General features: G+C 65.8%; 20 protein-coding genes. 5 read left to right on the top strand and 15 right to left on the bottom strand.

Annotated features, from left to right (window positions below; all coding sequences use genetic code 11):
* Nucleotides 1–34: 34 nt before the first annotated feature.
* The 9 genes from ACRY_RS04395 to ACRY_RS04355 form a co-directional block, all read right to left on the bottom strand.
* On the bottom strand, nucleotides 35–595 hold the full coding sequence (locus ACRY_RS04395; protein WP_231295335.1) for a hypothetical protein: 561 nt from the start codon (nucleotides 593–595) through the stop codon (nucleotides 35–37).
* Nucleotides 596–855: 260 nt separating this feature from the next.
* Nucleotides 856–1,239: a hypothetical protein gene (locus ACRY_RS04390; RefSeq protein WP_007422344.1), complete on the bottom strand. Its 384-nt coding sequence runs from the start codon at nucleotides 1,237–1,239 to the stop codon at nucleotides 856–858.
* Nucleotides 1,240–1,480: 241 nt separating this feature from the next.
* Nucleotides 1,481–3,484, bottom strand: coding sequence for a glycosyltransferase family 2 protein (locus ACRY_RS04385; RefSeq protein ID WP_011941491.1), 2,004 nt, complete (start codon nucleotides 3,482–3,484; stop codon nucleotides 1,481–1,483).
* 167 nt (nucleotides 3,485–3,651) lie between these two features.
* The gene (locus ACRY_RS04380) at nucleotides 3,652–6,186 is read right to left on the bottom strand and encodes a glycosyltransferase 61 family protein (RefSeq protein WP_011941490.1); all 2,535 of its coding nucleotides are present in this window, start codon (nucleotides 6,184–6,186) and stop codon (nucleotides 3,652–3,654) included.
* An 83-nt stretch (nucleotides 6,187–6,269) separates the two neighbouring features.
* Complete coding sequence (thiE, locus tag ACRY_RS04375; RefSeq protein WP_007421324.1) at nucleotides 6,270–6,890, bottom strand: thiamine phosphate synthase; 621 nt, start codon at nucleotides 6,888–6,890, stop codon at nucleotides 6,270–6,272.
* Nucleotides 6,887–7,801: a class I fructose-bisphosphate aldolase gene (locus ACRY_RS04370; RefSeq protein WP_011941489.1), complete on the bottom strand. Its 915-nt coding sequence runs from the start codon at nucleotides 7,799–7,801 to the stop codon at nucleotides 6,887–6,889. Before ACRY_RS04370 ends, thiE begins: the two co-directional genes overlap by 4 nt.
* Nucleotides 7,802–7,853: 52 nt before the next feature.
* The gene (locus tag ACRY_RS04365; protein ID WP_011941488.1) at nucleotides 7,854–8,264 is read right to left on the bottom strand and encodes a hypothetical protein; all 411 of its coding nucleotides are present in this window, start codon (nucleotides 8,262–8,264) and stop codon (nucleotides 7,854–7,856) included.
* Entirely contained in the window at nucleotides 8,245–10,674 is a 2,430-nt protein-coding gene (locus ACRY_RS04360) for a DNA translocase FtsK (RefSeq protein WP_011941487.1), read from the bottom strand. The genes ACRY_RS04365 and ACRY_RS04360 overlap by 20 nt, the downstream gene beginning before the upstream one ends.
* Before the next feature lie 123 nt (nucleotides 10,675–10,797).
* A complete protein-coding gene (locus tag ACRY_RS04355; RefSeq protein ID WP_197535788.1) occupies nucleotides 10,798–12,072 on the bottom strand; it encodes an ammonium transporter in 1,275 nt (424 codons plus the stop codon).
* Between the two features lie 294 nt (nucleotides 12,073–12,366).
* Between ACRY_RS04355 and ACRY_RS04350 the strand changes: the two genes are divergently transcribed.
* Nucleotides 12,367–13,557, top strand: coding sequence for a UbiH/UbiF/VisC/COQ6 family ubiquinone biosynthesis hydroxylase (locus tag ACRY_RS04350; RefSeq protein ID WP_011941485.1), 1,191 nt, complete (start codon nucleotides 12,367–12,369; stop codon nucleotides 13,555–13,557).
* Here the strand turns inward: ACRY_RS04350 and ACRY_RS04345 are convergent.
* Together ACRY_RS04345 and def are read right to left on the bottom strand one after the other, a co-directional pair.
* Nucleotides 13,526–14,182, bottom strand: a complete 657-nt coding sequence (locus ACRY_RS04345; protein ID WP_011941484.1) for a COQ9 family protein — start codon at nucleotides 14,180–14,182, stop codon at nucleotides 13,526–13,528. The two genes, ACRY_RS04350 and ACRY_RS04345, sit on opposite strands and share 32 nt — an antisense overlap.
* On the bottom strand, nucleotides 14,182–14,736 hold the full coding sequence (gene def / locus ACRY_RS04340) for a peptide deformylase (RefSeq protein WP_043509046.1): 555 nt from the start codon (nucleotides 14,734–14,736) through the stop codon (nucleotides 14,182–14,184). The genes ACRY_RS04345 and def overlap by 1 nt, the downstream gene beginning before the upstream one ends.
* Before the next feature lie 218 nt (nucleotides 14,737–14,954).
* Here def and rpsU point away from each other — a divergent pair, with 218 nt between their 5' ends.
* Nucleotides 14,955–15,158, top strand: coding sequence for a 30S ribosomal protein S21 (gene rpsU / locus ACRY_RS04335; RefSeq protein ID WP_007421557.1), 204 nt, complete (start codon nucleotides 14,955–14,957; stop codon nucleotides 15,156–15,158).
* Nucleotides 15,159–15,220: 62 nt separating this feature from the next.
* On the opposite strand, the gene ACRY_RS04330 is transcribed toward rpsU, so the two are convergent.
* Nucleotides 15,221–15,595, bottom strand: coding sequence for a DoxX family protein (locus ACRY_RS04330; protein ID WP_013639423.1), 375 nt, complete (start codon nucleotides 15,593–15,595; stop codon nucleotides 15,221–15,223).
* 121 nt (nucleotides 15,596–15,716) lie between these two features.
* Here ACRY_RS04330 and ACRY_RS04325 point away from each other — a divergent pair, with 121 nt between their 5' ends.
* Nucleotides 15,717–16,358, top strand: coding sequence for a 2OG-Fe(II) oxygenase (locus tag ACRY_RS04325; RefSeq protein ID WP_011941482.1), 642 nt, complete (start codon nucleotides 15,717–15,719; stop codon nucleotides 16,356–16,358).
* Between the two features lie 31 nt (nucleotides 16,359–16,389).
* Complete coding sequence (locus tag ACRY_RS04320; RefSeq protein WP_011941481.1) at nucleotides 16,390–17,604, top strand: MFS transporter; 1,215 nt, start codon at nucleotides 16,390–16,392, stop codon at nucleotides 17,602–17,604.
* Nucleotides 17,605–17,734: 130 nt separating this feature from the next.
* On the opposite strand, the gene pnp is transcribed toward ACRY_RS04320, so the two are convergent.
* Nucleotides 17,735–19,885 carry a polyribonucleotide nucleotidyltransferase gene (gene pnp / locus ACRY_RS04315; protein ID WP_007421553.1) on the bottom strand — a complete coding sequence of 717 codons (2,151 nt, stop codon included), beginning with the start codon at nucleotides 19,883–19,885 and terminating at the stop codon, nucleotides 17,735–17,737.
* A 293-nt stretch (nucleotides 19,886–20,178) separates the two neighbouring features.
* Between pnp and ACRY_RS04310 the strand changes: the two genes are divergently transcribed.
* A complete protein-coding gene (locus ACRY_RS04310) occupies nucleotides 20,179–20,940 on the top strand; it encodes an enoyl-CoA hydratase/isomerase family protein (RefSeq protein ID WP_011941479.1) in 762 nt (253 codons plus the stop codon).
* Nucleotides 20,941–20,943: 3 nt separating this feature from the next.
* On the opposite strand, the gene ACRY_RS04305 is transcribed toward ACRY_RS04310, so the two are convergent.
* A complete protein-coding gene (locus ACRY_RS04305; RefSeq protein WP_007421551.1) occupies nucleotides 20,944–21,822 on the bottom strand; it encodes an NAD(P)-dependent oxidoreductase in 879 nt (292 codons plus the stop codon).
* 122 nt (nucleotides 21,823–21,944) lie between these two features.
* A complete protein-coding gene (ftsH, locus tag ACRY_RS04300; protein ID WP_007421550.1) occupies nucleotides 21,945–23,870 on the bottom strand; it encodes an ATP-dependent zinc metalloprotease FtsH in 1,926 nt (641 codons plus the stop codon).
* Between the last annotated feature and the right edge of the window lie 65 nt (nucleotides 23,871–23,935).

The following is a 23,935-nucleotide window of genomic DNA, read 5'->3' as shown; positions in this document are numbered from 1 at the left end:
GTCGCAAAAATACGCCGGATCAGACCCTCATGCCTCATTGCCCCAGCAGGCTCGCCAACATCTGCGGCGGGAGGGTAACCTCCGAATAACCCATCGGCGGCTCGAAATCGCCCGCGGGCTGCGGGCCGATATGGAGCGAAAGCGCCTGCACGCTCACCCGCCCGTGCGGGTCGCTGCCGGAAGCCGCGAGGGCAAATCCGTCCGGCGTCAGGCAGGCCGTGCCCGAGGCGTTTCGCCGCAGCACCAGGTAGCGGGTGCATCGATAGCCTGCGATCGTCGCGGTGCCGAGCGGGGTGAAATGCGCGCCCCGCATCGCCATCACCTGTCCCATGGCACCCGACAGGCCGGGAACGTTCACCAGCGCGTGCATCTGCGGCAGCACAAGCTGCGCCCGGCCCGAATGAAGGTCGAGCAGCGCCGTCATCGGCATCGGCGTGCCGGAAAGGCTCGTGGCCCGCACCAGCCCGGCAGCGGCATCGAAGCGGATCCGCCACGTCTGCTCCGGCTTGCCCGGCTGGCTGACCTGGTAGATCGCGCTGGCATCGCGGTCCGGCAAGAGCCGCGGCGTCGCGGCAAAGCCAGGCGCTGTGCTCATCGCCAGCAACAGCAGGCCCGCGCCCGCCCGGCGGCGTGCGCCCGCTTCGTATCCGCGGCGGAAAATGGGGAGAAAACGACTCGTCATGCCCGATGATGACCCGAATCGCCCGCCCCGACAATCGGCGCGTGCGGCGCGCGAATAAGCGGGGAACATGCCCGCGCCCGGAGCAAGGGGGAAACGGGCGACACCCGAGAGCCTGAGCGCCGGCCCGCATGCCTGTGTGCGGGTCGGCGCCATCGCCCCCGACCGGTCCGGGATCAATGCCCGTACTGGCCGCCCGCCAGCGGGAGATTGATGCTGAACGAAAGGGCGGGCGGCGCGTAATAGCCCTGCGTCCCCATCACATGGTATCCCTCGCGGTCATAGTGTGGGTGGCCCCAGCGCTGATGCTGCCAGCCGTTGTTGCCCCAGCCACCATGATACCGGCTGTGCTGGTAATTCCCCCGGTTCTGCCAGCCATGCCGCTGCCAGTTGTTCTGCCGCCGGGGCTGTTGCCACCCCTGCTGCTGACCCTGGCGGTGCCAGCCGCCCTGCGCTTGATAACCCGGATCAGCCAGCGCGGTGCCGCCGAATGCCGCGAGGCCGAGGCCAATCGCGAGTGCGGCAGCGGTGGTGCGGATCATGGATTTGTTGCTACGCATGGTCTTGTTCTCCTTCAACCATGAGCAGAAGAGTGGACCCGCGATTTGTCAGCACGATGCCCCCCAGCGGGCAGGACTGCGGCATGGAGACGAACGGTTTTTCGTTCAACCTGCTGAAAATACGCCTTTCTCTGAACGAATGCCCTGATATGGCCACAAACGCCCCCGCTTGAACTGCCTTTCAGGACAGTCGCCCAGTTGCGGAGGGCACCTCGGCGCCGGCGCTCATTCCGTCCCTATTTCAGCCATGCCGATCCTCACTCATGAATTTGCGGACTGCCCACATATTCCGCTCGGCACGCGCCGCCGAATTTTCATCGTACTGGTCGGGGTTCTTGCTGAAGGTGATGTAGCCATAAACCTGCCGGTTATCGAAATACTGCGGTATCGACGCCTTGCGCGCGGAATCTGACAGGACGACATATTCATGCCGTCCGCTGCCGTCGTCGTAGTTCAGGTGCTCGATGACATCCGCTCGAACGGCATAGGTGCAATGAACCAGGGGGACTTCGATCAGCCCCTGGATGCGGCGCGACATGATCAATTCATATTGCGCGCAGTCCCGGAAATAGCCGTTGTCATCAATCTCCGCGTGCAGGTTCGAATAATAGCTCGATGGCTCGGCATCCCGCAGCAACGGAGCGACGATCGGCAACCCCGTGGCGACAAGTTCGCGCAGCGTGCAGCGCCTGATGAAATTGTCGATGTCGGCGACGAAATACCAGTCGCAGCCATGTTCACGCGTCTTCCTGAGGCTCTCGTTCCGGATGCGGCCGAGAACGCGGAATCGGATCGCGTTCCATTCGTGCGCGCCGAACTGTTCGACCCTTTCGTCGACATCCGATGGATCGAACTCGACGGCGGCATATGAATGGCCGACCCGGGCAATCCACTCGCGCAGGATCTCCTCGGTCCGGTCGGTATTGTTGTTCGTGCGAATATACAGAACAATCGACGACTTCGGGTAATCGAGTGCTTCTATGCAGTCGAGATAGAGCGGGAGGAATTCCTCCTTTTGCTTGGCAAGGATGGCAATCAGCACGCGGGGCGCGGTTGTCGTTCCGCTCCGCAACAAGCGTTTCGGTTTGAGGGCGTGTTGGTCAGGGTAGCTTTCCTGCCCGAGGCGCCCATAATCCGGCGCGGAGGCGGGCCTGACCTTGTCGAGCAATGCCCTGAAATTGCGCGCCAGCCGCGGAAGCTCGTGCGCGGGCACCTTGCCTGATGCAAGAACCTCAAGGGCTGCATTGAAACTTTCGGGATAATGGCCTGCCCAGTATCCGTTCGCCGCGTATTGATCGAGCAAGCCATAATCGTGAATCCACGTCTCCACGAACAAGCCGCCCTCAGGGGCCGGCTTCCCGATCCCATTCTCCGCGATCCGGAACCCCTCCTCGTTACGCCCCTTCGCGAAGCAGTAGCGAGAGGCCGCAAACAACGCCTCGATCCGATGCGGCGCGGCCGCTGCCGCACGGCGATATGCGGCGAGAACCGTCTCCTCGTCGCGCCCGAGCCGTTCCATCATGAGCGCCGCCTGGTAAAGACTCCAGTAGACTTCCTCCTGCCAGAAGCCCATCTCCGCACGCATCAGATAGGCGATCATCGCGCGCTCCTGCTCACCCATGTCCCTGAGGCTCTGCGCGTGATAAAAGACATAGCGGGCCCGAAGCCAGGGATCTTCTTCGACGAAAATCGCGGCCTCGAGAATTGACGCATCGCGCGCATAGGTGGACGGATCGCGCCGCCGGGCGCCGTCGTGATTCCGGCGCATGACGATCGGCAGATGCTCTTCGGAGGCCGGCGCATCGCAGTGCAGAAACTCGTGGAGCACGCCGCGCCAGCGCCAAGGAAGAGCACTCCGCACGATCTGGATGCGCCGATACGCGATGTTCACGTCATGAATATCGAACGTATAGCCATCGGCCGCCAATTCAGGCCGGGCAAAGCCGGGGGGCAGTTCGAGCGCGTCGTCGGCATCGATAATCAATACGTAATCGCCGTGAGGCCTCGCGAGTTCGAGCGCCTCGTTGCGATTATGAGCAAAATCGCGCCATGGGCTCTCGCGCAGTTCACCCGGCACAGCATGCTCTTCGAAGAAGCTTCTTATGATATCCTGGGTGCCGTCCGTCGATCCGGTGTCGCAAATAGCCCAATGATCGATCAGTGGCAGGACCGAGGCGAGACAGCGACGAATAACAGGCGCCTCATTCCGCACAATCATGCTGAGACAAATGCGCGGCCGAATCATTGAATGCTCCATGAAAAGAAAACTGAAATATCGTTCATGTTAGCGCAGCGATCAGCCCATGCAAAGAAACAACGAGGGCGCGGGTTGCCCGGTCTTCTTTGTGTGCCTCGACAACTGCTTGGGTGAAATCTTGCGCGCCGACGAACCGTGCTCGCCGTGTTTGAAGTTCATGCCATGCGCGCGAAATCGACTCCCATTCGGATATCGGACGCCTCGAATCTCGTGCTGAATATATTTTCATGAGACGATGTTTCACCAAAGATATAGCCTGTCTGATGGCCGAGATACTCCCCAATGCCGGCCTGCAGGCCAGCAAACCAGTTGCGCCTGTTCTCATGCAGAACGACGGCAAAAACGGGATCCTGACAAAATATCGTCGAATGAAGCGCGGATCCATGCTGGCCCGCGATCACCTTGGCGCCCCGGACAAGTCGAATTTGCTCAGAGATCGACAACTTTTCCGGCCTTACGATATGAAAATTCAAATCATTAAACAACTTAATAATTTTGTCATGGCCATCTATTTTTCTCCAGGTGAATTCCTGCTCTCTATCGAAATAGAGAAACGTATTGGACACATCACTTTTCGTCTGGATATTTTTGTCAATTCTTTTATTGATGAATTCTGTCGCATTCAAAAACAATGGCGATGTACGGCCGCTCATTCTCAGCAGGGTTGGTACAAACAACGATCTGCACAGGGGCACAATCTCGTTCTGATCATAAATAATCAGATTTTCTTTTTTGATACCGACGAGATTCATAAGATCAATAGCCCAATGACCAACATCCGACGGCATCAAGAATTTTATCTTTGATACGTCTATTCCAATGTAATCCAGAAGGTAAATTTTTGGCAGAAAATCAACAAGCCAGTGACCATATATGTTATGGCCATTGGTCGCGAGAAGAACGCAATCTTCATTTATTTCTAAAAATCTTTTGTTCTCGAATTGAAGTTCATGCAGAGATTTTTCGAGACAGATATCTTGCGGTTGTTCTCCGGCTGGCTGATAGATTTCGTCAATCCGAAATCTGTGACGTTGTGAAACCAGAATAATACCGGCATTGAACCAAGGGCCATGAATTTCAACATCTGAAATCTTGTAAACGGAAATCGGCCATACGGATCTCTCGCGCCTGAAATCATTCATGATGTCCGATGTCACCGGCCCTTTGACAAAGGCCGGTTCAGGCCGCTCGCAAGTATACGCTTTGGCAATTTCGATTGCTTCAATTCCGCTGATTTCGTTCACGGCCCGTTTGATATCAATTGGCTCTATATCGCTTGAAACGCGCCGCGTCGGAAGCCGTTTCTCCGGGCTGTCAATCCTTGGCGGATGCAATGACGGCACAAACCGGACGTGTTCTTCCAGCACTTCTGATATAATTCTGTCGCCGTATTTCTGGAAAAGCGCGTAACGCTCGCGCCAGTGTTGACCGTGATCGTTCAGCCCCCTGGTGCCGACAAAAGCGCGACCGCCATTGATGATTTTTTTTCTGACGTGCGAGAGTGATCTAAGAGAAAAATGATAAATATACCAATCATCACACCCGACCGGTACAACCGAATCGAGTGAATCATTCAATTTTTCAATAAAATGATTTCCATTTTTCAAACTGTAATCAAAGCCGACCCGATACGCGACCTTGGGTACCAGCGGCAAAAGCCGGTACCGCATGACATTGATTTTCTCGAACGGATCATCTTCAGAGCCGAATTCTTCCAGAACTTGCGGCGAAGCCGCATGTATCCAGTGCATCACCATCACACGCGTATCGGGATCGTTGAGCCTCCGCTCCAGGGCCGAGAGCTGTTCGGATGACGGCCTGCTCGTATCGCTCGCGATGAACTCATCGGCATCGATGAAGAACAGCCAATCCAACCTGAGGCCCGCGATTTCAGCATGTCGTTGAAGCGTCTCGGCGTAAACCCTCATCTTGTCGGCCTGGTAATGACCGCGGACCGGATCGTCGACAAGAAGAACGAAGCAATCGTCATGCGAGTCCCGAAACCGCGACACGATCTCGCGTGTATTATCGGTGCTCATATTGTTGAGAACGCAGAAGGCGCGGAAGCCGAGCGCGTAATGATGGCTCAGGTTCTGGCCGATGATATCCTCCTCGTCCTTGACGAGGAGGATCATGCCGGCGCGTTCGAGCGCGGGCACCCGTCCCGGTCGGCGCGGTTGCCAGCCGGGAGAGGCGCGAGTCCAGTCAAAATGATCGAAAGCCGCCCATCCGGCATAATGGCGGGCGATCTCCGCGCGCGATTCGGGCCGCAAACCCTCGTATTCAGCGCGGATATAGTCCCCTCGCTCGCCGACCCTGCCTTCCTGGGCAAGATTCTCCGCCATCGCGAGAACCGGCCAGTGACTGCCGGGATCGATCGCGCGGGCAGCTTCGATATCCGCCTCGGCTTTGCGGAACGCTCCGTGCCTCCGGAAATGATCCGCACGCTGGAGATGCGCGCGGAAGCGGAAATGCGGATCGCCACAGGCGAGAACGTAACCATTGATCGCCAGCCCCCGCGCATCCCGCCCCCGCGCGAACATCCGCTCCGCCAGCATGAGATGCAGTTCGAACTCGCCCGGCCGGCGGAACGCTTCCTGGATCAGGCGGTCAAGAAAAGGTTGCGGGTCGGCGGCGCCGTCAAACTCCGCAAGGAGTTCCCGCCATATCGGGACAATGGGTTCGGACATGAAATACCCGTATGTTCAAATACGTCTCTTTTTGTCCGTTCGGCCTCAAAGCCGCAAGCCTTCAGCCCATCGTTCCGGAACCCTTATGCAAGCTCGGCGCGGAACGCCCGCACGCCGGCCGCGGGCCCGTCCGGATGCTGCCAGACGGCGCCCACAACGGCGAGGAAATCGGCCCCCGCCTCAACCAGCGGCGCGGCATTTCCGGGGGTAATGCCGCCGATCGCGACGCAGGGCACTTCCATCAGTTCCGACCACCAGCGGAGAATCTCCACATCCGCGCGGGCCTTCGGCTCCTTCGTGCCGGTCGGGTAGAAGGCCCCGAAGGCGACGTAGTCGGCCCCCTGCTCGGCGGCCTCCATCGCGAGGTGGCGGCTGTCGTGGCAGGTGATGCCCAGGCTGAGTCCGTCGAGCACGCGCCGCACCCGCGCGAGGCCGCCATGGGCCGCGAGGTCGTCCTGGCCGAGATGCGCGCCGTCGCAGCCGGTTTCGACGGCGAGACGCGGGTCGTCGTTGAGCAGGAAGGCCACCCCGCGCGACTGCGCGACCGGACGCAACGCGTCGATCGCGCGGCGCATCTCGTCCGCTCCCGCCTCCTTGAGGCGGAGCTGGACGCAGGCAACGGGCCCGGCGTCCAGCGCCGCCGCCAGCGCATCGGCGAAATCCGGGCCGAGGCGCGGCGGCGTGATCAGATAAAGCTCGGTCAAGCCTTGCCCTGATAGATACCGACGATCTGCGAGAGCAGCGCCAGCGCCTCGTCCCGCGGGCGGGTAAAGGCGTTGCGGCCGATGATCGAGCCGGAGGCGCCGCCCTCGTTGAGGGCGCGAACGGTCTCGATCAGGCTCGCCGAGTCCGTGGCCTCGCCGCCCGAGAACACCACGAGGCGGCGGCCGTTGAAGCAGGACTGGACGACATGCTCAATGCGCTTTGCCAGGGTCGAGACGTCGACCTTCTCATAGGCCTTCCGCGCGGCATCGAGCCCGATATGCTCGGTCGGCGGCTTGACCTTGATGATGTGCGCGCCGAGCAGCGCGGCCATATGCGCGGCATAGGCACAGATGTCGATCGCGGTTTCCGCCTTCTTGTCGAGCATCGGGCCACGCGGATAGGACCACAGCACCACGGCGAGGCCGGCGGCCTTGGCCTCCTCGGCCAGTTCGCGGAACTCCTCCATCATCGCGAACTGGTGCTCGCTGCCCGGATAGATGGTGAACCCGATCGCCGAGCAGCCGAGGCGCAGCGCATCGGACACCGAGCCGGTCACGGCCTGATCCTTCTCGGTCGCCAGCGAGTTGGAGGAGTTCAGCTTGAGAATGGTGGGGATGCTGCCGGCGAAACTGTCGGCGCCCGCCTCGATCATGCCGAGCGGGGCGGCATAGGCGGAAAGCCCGGCATCGAGGGCGAGCTGGAAATGGTATTGCGGGTCATAGGCGGTCGGATTGCTGGCGAAGCTGCGCGCCGGGCCGTGCTCGAAACCCTGATCGACCGGCAGGATGACCATCTTTCCGGTGCCGCCCAGCTTGCCCTGCATCAGGATGCGGGCGAGGTTGGCCTTGGTTCCGGGATTGTCGCTTTCGTACCAGCTCAGGATCTTCCTGACCCGTTGAGTGACGCGCATTGGGATCTCCCTCTGAAAGAATGCAGTCTGAAAGAAGGCAGGCGGGAAGCCGTTAAGCCGGATTGTCCGCGGCGTCCAGCCAGGCGGCGAGCGCGGCCGGGCCAATCCTGTTCCCCAGATCGAGCGCCGGCGGCGGCGCATCAAGCAGGGTTACGCGGTATTCATCCGCGAGAGCCGCGATGCGGGGAAAGGCCGGCGTCGCAGGGTCGAGAACGAGGCCGCGCAGGCCGATTCGCAGCGCCTCGAGCGCGCGGCCGGCGGCGTCGGCGCAATCGAGCAGCGCCGGGCCGGTGAACCGCTCCGAAGCCAGCAGACTCCGCCACCACAGGCAGCCGGCATAAAGCGCGAAACCGGGCGGCGAGAGCAGCGTGACCGGCCGGCCCGGCGCCAGAGCGCGGGCGACATGCTCGGCATCATGCACGATCAGGGCGGGCGGCAGGCGTTCAGTCGCGGTCGCCGGCAATCAGCACCTCGCGCTTGCCGACATGGTTGGCCGGGCCGACCACGCCCTCCTTCTCCATCTGTTCGATCAGCTTGGCGGCGCGGTTGTAGCCGATCTGCAGATGGCGCTGGATGAACGAGGTGCTGGCCTTGCCCTCGCGCGCGACAAGGGCCACGGCCTGCTGGTAAAGACCGCCCTCCCCGCCCTCGGCGGCGGCAAGGCCGGGCATCGCCGGCGCATCGTCCTCAACCGCCTCGGTCACCGCCTCGACGTAGTCGGGCTCGCCCTGCTCGCGCAGATAGGCGACGACATCCTCCACCTCGCGGTCGGAGACGAAGGGGCCGTGCACGCGGGTGATGCGGCCGCCGCCGGCCATGTAGAGCATATCGCCCATGCCCAGAAGCTGTTCCGCCCCCTGCTCGCCGAGGATGGTGCGGCTGTCGAATTTCGAGATCACCTGGAAGGAGATCCGCGTCGGGAAATTCGCCTTGATCGTGCCGGTGATGACGTCGACCGAGGGGCGCTGCGTCGCCATGATGACATGGATGCCGGCGGCGCGGGCCATCTGTGCCAGGCGCTGCACCGCGGCCTCGATCTCCTTGCCGGCGACCATCATCAGGTCGGCCATCTCGTCGATGACGACGACAATGAGCGGCAACGGTTCGAGGGCCAGCGGCTGGTCCTCGAAAATCGGCCGGCCGGTTTCCGAATCGAAGCCGGTCTGCACCCGGCGGGTAACGACCTCGCCGCGGGCGAGCGCCTCATTCACCCGCTCGTTGTAGCCGGCGATGTTGCGCACCGAGAGGCCGCTCATCGCGCGATAGCGGCGCTCCATCTCGCGGACCACCCATTTGAGCGCGGCAACCGCCTTGGCCGGCTCGGTCACCACCGGCGCGAGCAGATGCGGAATCCCCTCGTAGACCGACAGTTCGAGCATCTTCGGATCGATCAGGATCAGCCGGCATTCCTCCGGCGAGAGCCGGTAGAGCAGGCTCAGGATCATCGCATTGACCCCGACCGACTTGCCCGACCCGGTGGTGCCGGCGATCAGCAGGTGCGGCATCCGCGCGAGATCGGCGATGACAGGCTTGCCGCCGATATCCTTGCCGAGCGCAAGGCCGAGGCGGCCGGTGGTGGCGTTCCAGTCGGCCGATTCGAGAAGCTCGGAGAGGAAGACGGTCTCGCGCCTCGCGTTCGGCACCTCGATGCCGATCACGTTGCGGCCCTGAACGGTGGCGATGCGCACCGCAAGCACGGACAGGCTCCGCGCGATGTCGTCGGCGAGGCCGATGACGCGGGCGGAGCGGATGCCGGGGGCCGGTTCCAGCTCGTAGAGCGTGACGACGGGTCCAGGCCGGATCTCGACGATGCGCCCCTGCACCCCGTAATCACCAAGCACGGTCTCAAGCAGCCGCGCATTCGCCTGCAGCGACTCGGTATTGGGCCCGGTCGCGGCATGCGGCGGCGCCTGCTTGAGCAGTTCGAGCGGCGGCAGCCGCCAGAGGCTGTCGGGCAGCGGCAGGCGTTCCTGGCGCGGCGGCGCCTTGCGCGTCGGCGCCGTGCGGGTCAGCCGCGGGGCGGACGCCGAAGCGGCGGGCTGCGCGACAAGATCGTCCCGGCGCATCGTCGCCGGCCCGGCCTCATCGGCATATGGGTCCATCGCCTCATCCGGCGCACGGGGAATGGCCAGGGCGGAGCGGTCGTCTGCCGCCGGCGGGTCGCTCATCGGCGGCGAGGCGACAATCTCCCTCAGCCAGACCGACATGTTGCCGGCGCCACGGACGGCGCGCTGGCCGTGCTTGGCGGAAGCGGCGGCGGCGGCGGCGGCGCGCCGGCCGGCCAGTCGCCACTCGCCGGATGTCAGGCCGAACGCGAAGGCCGACACCGCGATGCCGATCAAAGCCGAAAGGCCAAGCAGCAGCACGCGCCCGATCACCCCGAGCGCGGAATGCGCGACGACGGCGCCGTAACCGCCGAGCAGCGCGCCGATCGCACCGCCGGGGCCGGCCGCCACCGGCCATGCGGGCGCGAAGGCGGCATTCAGCGCATGAAACACGCCGAACATGCTCGCCAGGCACGGCATGGCGAGCAGGGCGGCCAGCGCGCGCAGCCGCCAGCGCGTGATCTCGCCGCGATTCACCAGCACGAATCCCCAGGCCAGCAGCACCAGCGCCGGCAGCGCGCCGGCCACGCCGAAGCCCTGAAGCAGCAGGTCCGCCAGGATCGCGCCGAACCTTCCCGCGAGATTCTGCGGCGGCAGGCTGGAGGCCGTGTCGAGCGACGGATCGCCGGCATGATACGAGACCAGCGACACCAGCACCGTCAGGCCGGCCAGGACAGCGCAGAGCGCCCCGAGTTCGGCGAGGTGCCGAACGAAGCGCGCCTTCAGGGCCGGCGAGAGGAACTGGCGGGATTCGGTGGTCGCGGACATGCTTCGGTCAGGCTCCGGAAATGCGGCGTGGCGTGAACTATAACCCGAATCACCCTGATCTGACAAAGAAAATGGCCGGAAGCACCGCTCCGGCCATTTCCGCGATCCCGCAGCGCGGCGAAATCAGTAGCCGTGCTGCAGCACCTCGCCGTGCTCGGAAATGTCGAGCCCCTCGCGCTCGGCGTCCGGCGACACGCGCAGACCCATCGTGACGTCGATGATCTTCAGGATCACATAGGAGACGATGCCGCTGTAGAGCAGCGTGACGACGATCCCCTCCGCCTGCAGCACCATCTGGTGCGGATTGCCGGCCAGCAGGCCGTTGGTGCCGCCGATCGACTTCACCGCGAAAACACCGGTGAGCAGCGCGCCGGCAATGCCGCCGAGACCGTGCACGCCCCAGACATCGAGCGCGTCGTCGTATCCGAACATGCGCTTGAACCCGGTCACCCCCCAGAAGCAGACGACGCCGGCGACAAGGCCGATGACCAGCGCCCCGCCGACCGGCACGAAGCCGCAGGCCGGGGTGATGGCGACGAGGCCGGCCACCGCGCCCGAAACGGCGCCGAGCAGGCTCGGCTTGCCCTTGATCATCCACTCCACGAGCGTCCACGAGAGAACCGCCGCGGCGGTCGCGAGATGGGTATTGATCATCGCATAGCCCGCCTGGCCGCCCGAGGTGAGCGCCGAGCCGGCATTGAACCCGAACCAGCCGACCCAGAGCAGCGAGGCGCCGACCAGCGTGTAGCCGAGATCGGCCGGCGCCATGTTGACGCTGCCATATCCCGTCCGCTTGCCGACCATGATGGCCGCGATTAGCCCCGCCGTTGCCGAATTGATGTGCACCACCGTGCCGCCGGCGAAGTCGAGCACTCCCTGGCCGCCGAGGAATCCGCCCGGCCCCCACACCATGTGCGCGATCGGCGCATAGACCGCGATCAGCCATACGCCGAGAAAGACCATGGCCGAGGAGAACTTGAGCCGGTCGGCCGGTCCGCCGAGGATGAGCACCGGCGTGATGATCGCGAAGGTGCACTGGAACATGCAGAACACCGTCTCCGGAATCGTGCCCGACAGCGTGCCCGTGCCATCCCCCATCAGCATCACCTGCGACAGGCCTCCGATGAACGGATTGCCCTTCGTGAAGGCGAGCGAGTAGCCGATCACCACCCAGAGCACCGAAATCAGCGCGGTGGCGAAGAAGCACTGCATCAGCATCGCCAGGATGTTCTTCCGGCGCAGCAGGCCGCCATAATAAAGGGCAAGGCCGGGCACCGTCATCATCAGCACCAGGACCGAGGACGTCAGCATCCAGGCCGTGTCCCCCGAATCCAGCTTCGGCGCCGTATCCGCGAAGGCCGCGGCGTTCCAGCCCATGATCCCGAGGAAAGTGCCCATGCTCCCTATGAGCAATCGTCTCTTCATTCGCCGATGTCCTTCCTGCTCTGCGATGTGCGTTATAGCGATGCAGGCAGGAATGCACGGACTGTGCCAACACCAGAAAGCGCGAATAATCGGCATGTTTAATCATGACCGGATGGATCAGTTTTCAAATGATGCAATTTTTGCCTAAAATTTCATCGTATTGAGAACCAGCCTCGGTCATGACCCAACACGCCGGCAGGCCAGCGCGGGCATGGCTTGCAGGATTCCCCGCAGATGCGACATTTCGGCCATCACAGGAGGCCGGACATGACGAACGACACAGCGGATGTCGCAATCATCGGGGCGGGGCCGGTCGGGGCGGCGCTTGCACTGCGCCTCGCTGCCGGCGGGCAGCGGGTCGTGCTCGTCGACCGGGCGGCGCTGCCGCCGATGGAACATCCGGATTTCGATGGCCGCGCCTATGCCATCGCCTACGGCTCCCGCGACCTGCTCGACCGTGCCGGGCTATGGGACCGCTTGCCCTTTCCGCCCTGCCCGATCGAACGCATCCGCGTCTCGGACGGCAAGCCGGGCCGCCCGCCCTCGCCGCTGTTTCTCGATTTCGATCATCGCGATGTCGGCGACGAGCCGTTCGGCTGGATTGTCGAAGCCCGCTCGCTGCGCATGGCGATCAACCGCGCCCTCGCCGACTCGGCGGTGATCCTGCACGCCCCGGCCACCGCGCGCGTCACCCGCGATGCCGATGGCGCCACGGTCGCGATCGCCGACGGGCCGAGCTATCGCGTGAATCTGGTGGTCGCCGCCGACGGTCGGGGCAGCACGCTGCGCGCCGAGGCCGGCATCGCCGTCACCCGCTATCCCTATCGTCAGAGCGCCGTGGTCTGTGCCGTGGAACACGAACGGCCGCACCACAACGTGGCGCTCGAGCATTTCCTGCCGGGCGGGCCCTTCGCGCAACTGCCGATGAGCGATGCCGATGGCGCCCACCTGTCCGCCATCGTCTTCACCGAAAGCCACGCCAATGCCGCGCGCCTCGCGGCAATGGACGATCCGCGATTCACCATCGAGGTCGCGCGGCGGCTCGGCGCGCATCTCGGCCGCATCCGGCTGGTGGGGCGGCGCTGGACCTATCCGCTCTCGGCGCTGCACGCCCACCGCTATCATGCGACCCGGCTGGTTCTCGTCGGCGATTCCGCGCACGGCGTGCACCCGATCGCCGGCCAGGGGCTCAATCTAGGCCTGCAGGACGGCATCGCGCTGGCCGAGCTGATCGACGCGGCCGCCGATCCGGGCAGCCCGCACCTGCTGGCGCGCTATCAGCGCATCCGCCGGCCGGCCAACATCGCCATGCTCGCCGCGACCGACGCACTCGACCGCCTGTTTTCGACCGACCTGCCGCCGGTGCGCCTCGCGCGCGATATCGGGCTCGCCGCGGTGAACCGGATGCCCCGGCTCAAGCGCCGCTTCATGCGGACGGCGATGGGCCTGCGCGCATAGGGCCGCGCCGCAGCCCGGCAAGCCGCGATTCGATGCGCTTGCGGGTGCGGGTGATCAGCGCGACGCCGGCCAGCCGCCGGTCGAGGAACGCCCTGGTGTCCTCCCCGTTCTCCGAGGCATCGCGCAGCCAGTAGAGCAGCGTCGTCGAATAGACCGCGGCAAGGATCGCCCGCTTCGTATACCAGGAGAAATCGGCGGAGCGGTCGCCCGCCGCATGCCAGATCGCATCCACCGTGCGGCCGGTGATCCGCGCCGCCAGCGCCGCGTTGCGCGGCAGGGCGAGAATGGCGAGGGCGCGGCGGATCGCCTCGCGATGCGGCGCCACGCGATCGAGCCGGAGCAGGATGAGCGCCCGCACCCGCGTCGCAAGCCGGGTTTCGGCAATCGTGCCGGCCGCATCCTCCATGTCCCGGTCGACGAGCGCGGTCCAGGCCTCGATCATCGCCGGCGCGCCGCCCTCGAACAGCAGTTCCGCCTCGTCGGGATCGCGGCCGAGCCGCGCCAGCGCCCGTCGCAGGGCGGTGCGCGTCCAGCCATCGAACGGCACCTCCTCGACCAGGGCGCGCAGAAGCGCATCGTCATCCGCGCGGACCTCGTCCTCGCCGGTCATCGCCGTCTCGTTCATCACAACTCTCCTGCGGCGCGCGCGATCTCGTCGCGGAACCGCGCCACTTCCTCGTTGAATCCCATCAGCCGCGGGTCGCGCAGGCGCTGCGGATAGAGAATGCCGTCCAGATGATCGGCCTCGTGCTGGATCACGCGGGCGTGAAACCCCGCGGCCTCCCGGCTGAACGGCGCGCCGGTCGCGTCTATGGCGCGCAGTGTCAGTCTGGCGGCGCGGGGCACCAGCGCGCTCATGCCGGGAATCGACAGGCACCCTTCCCAGTCCTCGACTGGTTCTCCGGGATGCAGGACGAGTTCCGGATTGATCACCGCCGAAAGACCGCGCGGGCCATCATGCTCGCCGCCGCCGGCGCGGCTCTCCGGCACCCGATAGATGAAGAGCCGCAGCGGCACATGCACCTGTGGCGCCGCAAGGCCGACGCCTCCGGCATCCGCCAGCGTCTCGGCCATGTCGTGCAACAGGCGGGCAATCTCCGGCGCGGCCGGATCCGCGACCGGCTCGGCCTTCGCGAACAGCACGGGATGGCCCAGCCGGGCCAGTTTCAGAAGCGCCATGCCCGACACATGGCGCAATTCCGCCGGATCGCAAAGCGGGATTGCGCTTGCCAGCCCCGACAAGACTGTTGGCAAGCGCGAGGATTTTGCTATAAGGCGAGGGAATGACGGGGCAATCCCGGCATGGGCGACGGCTGCGCCGGAAATGGTGCGGCTTTTTGGCGTTCATCTGCTAGACTAAACGCAAACCGTTCAACCGTTCTGGAGTATCTGGCCAAGTGCAAGTTCTCGTTCGTGACAACAATGTCGATCAGGCGCTGAAGGCGCTCAAGAAGAAGCTTCAGCGTGAAGGCGTGTTCCGCGAGATGAAGTTGCGCCGGCACTACGAAAAGCCCTCCGAGCGCCGTGCCCGCGAGGCGGCCGAAGCCGTTCGCCGCGCCCGCAAGATGGAGCGCAAGCGGATCGAGCGCGAAGGGTTCTGATCGCTCCACGTGAGCGCGACGAGTCGGGGCGCGGCCTTTACGGGCACGCGCCCTTTGTCGTTTCAGCGCCGGTCCAGCGAGAAGCGCCCCGGTCCGGCGGAGGCCAGCAGCAGCAGGCCGCCACAGATCGCCAAATCCAGAAAGAACTGGATTTCCGCCGCCGCCGCGGCCTGGCCCTGCATCAGCCAGAAGCGGTGCGCCAGCCAGTTGGCGGCAATGGTGAACAGAATCAGCACGATCGCGGCCGGACGGGTCCGCAGCCCGAGCATCACGAGGCCGCCGGCCCCGAGTTCGCAGACCACGGCGATCACCGCGCCGAGCGTCGGCGCCGGGGCGTCGAGATGGGTGAGCAGATGCACGATTCCAGGCCAGTGCACGACCTTGCTCCACCCCGCCTGCACGTAGAGTAGCGCCAGCGCCAGCCTGCCGGCGAGCATTCCCAGATCCGATATGCCGCGCTGCATGGTTTTCTTTCGACCCAGACCCTGTAAGTTGTGATTTCTAGATTATCATTGCCGTGGGCACGTCGCCCCGCCGCTTGTTAAACGGAACGCCACCATGACCGCCAGCCCCGTCGTCGATTTCGAAGGCCTTGCCGCGACCGAGACCTCCGCCGACCCTTTCCCGCATCTCGTGATGCGCGGCTTCGTCCGGCCGGAACGCCTGACCAGCGTGGTCGCCGACCTGCCGCCGCTGGGCGCGCGGGGCAGCTTTCCGATCGAATCCGTCAGGCTCGGACCGAACGCCGCACAGCTGATGGACGAGATGAAGGGCGAGCGGATGCGGCAGATCATCGCCGGCAAATTCGGCCTCGACCTCGACGGCGCGCCAGTGATGCTCACCCTCCGCGGCCGCACCGATGCACGCGACGGCAAGATCCATTGCGATTCGATCGCCAAGCGGGTGACCATCCTGCTCTATCTCAACCCGGCCAGCGAGGCCTGGGCACGGCAGGATGGATGCCTGCGGCTGCTGCGCGGGCCGGACGATCTCGAGGATTACGCGGTCGAGGTGCCGCCGGTCGACGGCACGCTGCTCGTCTTCCCGAACGGCCCGACCACCTGGCACGGCCACCGCACCTATGTCGGCAAGCGCTTCACGGTGCAGATGAACTACATGACGACCGATGCCAAGGCGCGTTACGAAATGCGCCGGCATCGCGTTTCGGCGCTGGTCAAGCGCCTCCTGCCAGCCGCCTGAAAGGCTGCGGCCCCGCCGCCGCATCGCACCCATGGCCCCAGACACGAAGACAACGACGGTCACCGCCGCCGCCGACAGCCCCTTTCGGAACCTGCTGCTCTTTGCCGGGATCCTGCTCATCGCGGTGAACCTGCGCGCGGCGCTGGCCTCGGTCTCGCCGCTGCTCACCCCGATCGGCGCGGCCCTCGGCCTCGGGCCGCTCGGGCTCACCGTGCTCGCCACCATCCCCGTCGTCTGCTTCGCGGCACTCGCGCCGGTCAGCATCATGCTGCAGCGGCGGATCGGGCTGGAAGCGGCGATGATGACGGTGCTGGTGCTGCTCGCCGCCGGCCTGCTGATCCGCGTGCTCGGGGGAGCGGCCGCGCTGTTCGCCGGCACGGTGATGGGCGGGGCGGCGATCGCGATGGGCAACGTGCTGCTGCCGGGGCTGGTCAAGCGCGATTTTCCCACCCGCGTCGGGCTCGTCACCGGCTGCTACACCACGGTGATGACGACGATCGCCTCGGTCGCCGCGGCGGTCAGCGTGCCGGTTGCCGATGCCACTCCCTTCGCCTGGCGCGGCGCGCTGGGGCTGTGGGCGGTGCCGGCGATCGTCGCGGCGGCGGTCTGGGCGCCGCAGCTCGCCCATGGCGCCCACCGGCTGAGCCACACGCCGACGTCGGGCGCGTTCCGCAAGCTGGCACGCAGCCCGCTGGCCTGGGCGGTGACGATGTTCATGGGCCTGCAGTCGCTCGGCTTCTACTCGATCCTGTCCTGGCTGCCGGCCATCCTGCACGCCCACGGAATCAACCCGACGATGGCCGGGATCATGCTCTCGACGACGACCCTCGTCGCCATTCCGGCGGCGCTGGTCACGCCGAGCCTCGCCACCCGCAGCCGCGACCAGCGGCTGCTGCTTGCGAGTCTGCTCGCCATCGTCAGTGTCGGCTATGTCGGGCTGATGCTGGCGCCGGCCGCCGCCCCCTGGGTGTGGGTGGTGTTCATTGGCATCGGCCAGGGCGCTTGTTTTCCCCTGGCGCTGACGCTGATGGTGCTGCGCACCGGCGGCCCGGCCGAGGCCATGGCGCTGTCGGCGTTCTCGCAGATGGTGGGCTACGCGGTGTCGATCGCGGGGCCGCTCGGGCTTGGGGTGATCCACACGCTCAGCGGCCATTGGTGGCCGTCGGTCGCGTTCCTGGTGATCCTGCAGGCGCCCACGCTCGGCTTCGGCCTCGCGGCCGCGCGGCCGCGCACGATCCGGTTCTGACGTCCCAGATCTGACCCTGCGGCCGAACGGCGAAACGGCCCCCGCGCGATCGCACGGGGGCCGTTCCTGTCCTCGGTCCGCAACGCGCATCCGGCCAGGTGCTGCCACCTGACCGGGGATTGCCCGTGCGTTACTCGGCGGCGTCTTCGCGCCGGCCGCCCTTGGCGCCGACCTGGTCGGAGATGTCGGCACCGGTCGCCTGATCGACCACCCGCATCGACAGCTTCACCTTGCCGCGATCGTCGAGCCCGATCATCTTCACCTTCACGGTGTCGCCGACCTTGACCACATCGCCGGTGCGGGCGACGCGGCCCTGCGCCAGCTCGCTGATATGGACCAGGCCGTCACGCGCGCCGAAGAAGTTCACGAAGGCGCCGAAATCGGCGATCTTCACGACCTTGCCGGTGTAGATCTGGCCGACTTCCGGCTCGGAGGTCAGCGAGCGGATACGGTCGATCGCCTTCTGCGCCTGCTCGTCCGAGGTGGCCGCGATCTTGATCGTGCCATCGTCCTCGATGTCGATCTTGCAGCCGGAATACTCGACGATCTCGCGGATCACCTTGCCGCCGGTGCCGATCACGTCGCGGATCTTGTCCTTCGGCACGTTGATCACGGTGATGCGCGGCGCGTTGGCGGACACGCCCTCGCGCGCGCCGGTCAGCGCCTTGGACATCTCGCCGAGAATGTGCAGACGGCCGTCCTTCGCCTGATCCAGCGCGATCTTCATGATCTCGGGCGTGATCGAGGTGATCTTGATGTCCATCTGCAGGCTGGTGACGCCCGCTTCGGTGCCGGCCACCTTGAAGTCCATGTCGCCGAGATGGTCCTCATCGCCGAGGATGTCGGAGAGCACGGCGAAGCCCTTGTCCTCCTTGATCAGGCCCATGGCGATGCCGGCCACCGGGCGCGGCAGCGGCACGCCGGCATCCATCAGCGCGAGCGAGGTGCCGCACACCGTCGCCATCGAGGAGGAGCCGTTGCTTTCGGTGATCTCGGAGACGACGCGCAGCGTGTAGGGGAACTTGTCCTTGCCGGGCAGCAGCGGGTGGATGGCGCGCCAGGCGAGCTTGCCGTGGCCCACTTCGCGGCGGCCGGGGCTGCCGACGCGGCCGGTCTCGCCCACCGAGAAGGGCGGGAAATTGTAGTGCAGCAGGAAGCGCTCGCGGTATTCGCCCTCGATCGCATCGACGATCTGCTCGTCCTGCGCGGTGCCGAGGGTCGCGACCACGAGGGCCTGGGTCTCGCCGCGGGTGAACAGAGCGGAGCCATGGGTGCGCGGCAGCACGCCGACCTCGGCGAGGATCGGGCGGACGGTGCGGGTGTCGCGCCCGTCGATGCGGATGCCGTTGTCGAGGATCGCGTTGCGGACGATGTCGGCCTCGAGCTCCTTGAACATGCCCTTGGCCTTCTCGACCGACCGCTCCTCGGCGGCGAGCGTCTCCAGCACCGCGGCCTTCACCGCGCCGATCTTCTCGTGGCGGGCGGTCTTCTCGCGCTCGGCATAGGCGGCGCGTAGGCCCTCGCGGGCGAGTTCGTCGACGCGGGCGGCGAGCGCCTTCTCCTCGTCGCTCTCCTCGACGAGCGGCCAGGGGTCCTTCGCGGCATGCTCGGCGAGCTCGATGATCGCCTGGATCACCGGCTGGAACGCCGCATGGCCGAAGGTGACGGCGCCGAGCATGGTTTCTTCCGACAGCTCGTGCGCCTCGGACTCGACCATCAGCACGCCCTCTTCCGTGCCGGCGAGCACGAGGTCGAGCCGGCTTTCGGCAATCTGCGCGGAGGTCGGGTTCAGGATGTATTCACCGTCGATATAGCCGATGCGGGCGGCGCCGACCGGGCCGAAGAACGGAATGCCGGAGAGGGTCAGCGCGGCCGAGGCGGCGACGAGCGAGACGATGTCCGGCTCGTTCTCGAGGTCGTGGCTGAGCACGTTGACGATGACCTGCACCTCGTTGCGGAACCCGTGCGGGAAGAGCGGGCGGATCGGCCGGTCGATCAGGCGGGAGGTCAGCGTCTCACGCTCGGTCGGGCGGCCTTCGCGCTTGAAGAAACCGCCGGGAATCCGGCCGGCGGCGTAGAATTTCTCCTGGTAGTTCACGGTGAGCGGGAAGAAATCCTGCCCCGGCTTCACCGAGCGGGCGCCGACCACGGTGGCGAGCACCACGGTGTCGCCATAGGAGGCGACGACGGCGCCATCGGCCTGGCGGGCAACCTTGCCGGTTTCGAGGATGAGCTTGCGCCCGCCCCAGTCGAGTTCCTTGCGGAAATACTTGTCAAACATCATTCGGTCCTTGCAACAACAGGACCGGGACGGCCACATCATCGGCGGCGCGGTGCGGGACGCGGCGTCTCGGGCGGCATGGGTCGGGCTGTGGGCGATGTCTCGTCACAGCCACGGGCCATGTGGCCGGAAACGCCGAAGAGACCCCGGCGTTGCGCGCAACCGAACGATCTGAGCCGTTCCGATCACGACCGGGAGACGATCTCCCGGCTGAAGATGCGCCAGCGGCGCACAGCGGTCTTATAGTCCAAATGCCGCCGCTCCGCTACTGCGGGGGCACGGAGGAGATCTGCATGACCGAAACACCCCCGATTCTCGAACGCCACGGCGCCATCGCCCGGCTGCGGCTGAACCGCCCCGCCCTGCGCAACCGGCTCGGCGCGGACGATCTTGCCGTCCTGCTCGGCCATTGCGCCACGCTCGCGGCGGACGATTCGGTCCGCGTCGTCGTGTTCGAGGCCGCCGGACCGGTCTTCAGCGCCGGCTTCGATCTCGATGCGCTCTCGCGCGGCGACACCGGCGATGCCGAGGACGGGCCGGGCGGCATCGGCCGCGTGGGCACGGCGCTCGCCGCCCTGCCCCAGCCGGTCATCGCCCGGCTGCACGGCAATCTCTATGGCGGCGCGGTCGATCTCGCCCTCGCCTGCGATTTCCGCATCGGTGTGACCGGCATGGAACTGCTGATGCCGGCGGCGCGGATCGGCCTGCATTACTACCGCTCTGGGCTCGCCCGCGCGGTCGAGCGGATCGGGCCGGACGCGACACGCCTGCTCTTCGTCTCGGCGCAGACGATCGATGCGGCAACCCTGCTGCGGATCGGCTACCTGACCCAGCTGGCAGCCGCGGACGGGCTGGATGCGGCGATCGACGCCCTCGCCGCCCGGCTGGAAGCCAATGCGCCCCTCGCCGTGCGCGGCATGAAGGCGGCGATCGCCGGGCTCGCAGCCGGCACGCTGGATGGCGAATCGTTCGCCGCCGGCCTCGACGCCGCGCACCGCGACCCGGCCTTCATCGAGGCCATGGGGGCGCTGCGGGCGAAGAAGCGCGGCGGCTGAGCTTCAGGCGCGGAGGTTGAAGGCCGCCAGCGCCGCGAGGTCGCGGTCGCCCCAGCCTTCGCGCACGGCGTCATGCGCCGCGCGGCGGACCGATTCGACCAGTTTCAGGTTGAAGCCGGCGGCATCGCCCGCCTCGTCCATCAAGCGGAGATCCTTCTCGACCGCCTCGAGCGAGAAGCCGACCGACTCGCTGCGCGTGCCGCCCATCTCGGTGATGATCGCGGCGCTGCGAGTGGCAAAGGCAGGTGCGCCGCCGGAACTCTTGCCGATGATGCCGAGCAGCCGTTCCGGCGAAATCCCGTAATCGCGGGTGATCAACGCGGCCTCGCCCAGCGCCTGGAACGCGGCCAGCAACGGCAGGTTGACCGCGAGCTTCATCGCCGCCGCGGCCTGCGGCGTATCAAACCGCTCCATCCGGTCGCACAACTCGTCGAGAACCGGCTTCGCGGCGTCGATCGTCGCGGCGTCGCCGCCGGCAAGGCCGAGCAGCTTGCCCGACCGCGCCGGGCCGACCGTGCCGCCCACGGGGCAGGCCACGAAACGCCCGCCATGCGCGGTGACCGCCTCGGCATTGGCCTGCATGTCGGCGGGCTTCAGCGTGCTCATGTCGATCACGAGGGCCTGCTGCAGATTGGCGCTCAGCAGCCCGCCCTCGCCATGATAGGCCGCGCGCGAGGCCGTCTCGTCCAGCAGCATCACGATAACGTAGTCGGCCGACATGGCCACCTCCGCCGGCGACGCCTTGGCCGCGAGCCCCTGGATCGCTTCGGCCCGCGCCGCCGTCCGGTTCCAGCCGCAGACCTGATGGCCGCGCTCGATCAACCGCGCCGCCATCGCAGCACCCATCCGGCCAAGACCGATCACGCCAATCTTCAGACTCATACCCGTGCTCCTGTTCGAAATAGGTTCGGAACCGCATATGGGCGGCTGGGCACCATGAAAAAAGCCGGAGGCGACCGCCTCCGGCTTTTTCCGTCAACCCGCGGCCCTGCCGGCCGGGCCGTTCAGCCCGGCGCCGGCAGCGGCCCGAGCCCGCCGGATTTCGGCACTTCCGGCTTCTGCGCGGTGGGCACGGAGGCGCGGCGGCTGTCCGGGGCCGGCTCGTCCACCACCTGACGGACCACCGGCTCGCCGCGCAGCACGATCTGGATCTCGTCGCCGTTGAGCGTCTCGTATTCCAGCAGCCCCTTGGCCAGGCGGTGCAGGTCGTCGAGACGCTCGGTCAGGATCCGCCGCGCCTCGGAGTAGGCGTGGTCGATGACCAGCTTGATCTCGCGGTCGATCTCCTGCGCGGTCGCCTCCGACACGTTCTTGTGCTGGGTCACCGAATGGCCGAGGAACAGCTCCTGGCCGTTGTCGCCATAAGCGATCATGCCCAGCTTGTCGCTCATGCCCCATTCGGTGATCATCCGGCGGGTAATGTCGGTCGCCTGCTTGATGTCGCCCGACGCGCCGTTGGACACGTTGTCCGGCCCGAAGATGATCTCCTCGGCGGCGCGCCCGCCCATCGCCTTGACCAGTTCGGAGAGCAGCTTGGCCTTGCTCATCGAGTAGCGGTCGCCTTCCGGCAGACTCATCACCATGCCGAGCGCGCGGCCGCGCGGAATGATCGTCGCCTTGTGCACGGGGTCGCAGTGCTTCTGCGAGATCGAGCAGAGCGCGTGGCCGGCCTCGTGATAGGCCGTCATCTTCTTCTCGTCCTCGCTCATCACCATCGAGCGCCGCTCGGCGCCCATCATGACCTTGTCCTTGGCGTATTCGAACTCGGCCATGGCGACGACGCGCTTGCCCATGCGGGCGGCGAGCAGTGCGGCCTCGTTCACCAGGTTGGCGAGATCGGCGCCGGAAAAGCCGGGCGTGCCGCGGGCGATCACCTTGGGATCGACATCGGCGGCCAGCGGCACCTTGCGCATGTGGACCTTCAGGATGCGCTCACGGCCGTTCACGTCCGGGTTCGGCACCACCACCTGGCGGTCGAACCGGCCGGGGCGCAGCAGCGCGGGGTCGAGCACGTCGGGCCGGTTGGTGGCGGCGATGAGGATGACGCCCTCGTTGCTCTCGAACCCGTCCATCTCGACGAGCATCTGGTTCAGCGTCTGCTCACGCTCGTCGTTGCCGCCGCCAAGCCCGGCGCCGCGATGGCGGCCGACGGCGTCGATCTCGTCGATGAAGATGATGCAGGGGGCGTTCTTCTTGCCCTGCTCGAACATGTCGCGCACGCGGCTCGCGCCCACGCCGACGAACATCTCGACGAAATCGGAGCCCGAGATGGTGAAGAACGGCACGTTGGCCTCGCCGGCGATGGCGCGGGCGAGCAGCGTCTTGCCGGTGCCGGGCGGGCCGACCAGCAGCACCCCTTTCGGAATCTTGCCACCCAATCGCTGGAATTTCTGCGGATCGCGCAGGAAGTCGACGATTTCCTGCAACTCGCCCTTGGCTTCCTCGATGCCGGCGACGTCCTCGAACGTCACCCTCCCCTGCTTCTCGGTCAGCAGGCGCGCGCGCGACTTGCCGAAGCCCATGGCGCGGCCGCCGCCCCCCTGCATCTGGCGCATGAAGTAGATCCATACGCCCACCAGCAGGATCATCGGCGCCCACGACACGAGATAGTGCAGCAGCGGGTTCTCCGGCGGGTTCAGCGGCTTGGCGACGACGCTGACTTTCTTCGAGATCAGCGTGTTGACCAGGCCCGGATCATCCGGCGCATAGGTTTCGAAAGTGGACCCCGATTTGAGGGCGCCCGTGATGTCATGTCCGCGGATGGTTACGTGATCGACCTTGCCCGCGTTGACCTCCGACACGAATGTCGAATAGGCGACCTGGGTGCCGTGGTTGCTCTCTGCGGTCGTGGGCTGGAACATGTTGAACAGCAGCACGAAGAACAGTGCGATGATCACCCATACCAGCAGATTGCGCCCCAGATTGTTCATCAAGCTTCATCCAGTCCTGTTCGCCCCGGCACGCAAGACCGGGGGGCCGGCGGAAACCGGCCGAA

Origin of the sequence: Acidiphilium cryptum JF-5 (assembly GCF_000016725.1) — a bacterium.
GTDB lineage: Bacteria > Pseudomonadota > Alphaproteobacteria > Acetobacterales > Acetobacteraceae > Acidiphilium > Acidiphilium multivorum.
Note: the sequence above shows the minus strand (reverse complement) of the source record. Positions and strands in the feature narration are given on the sequence as shown.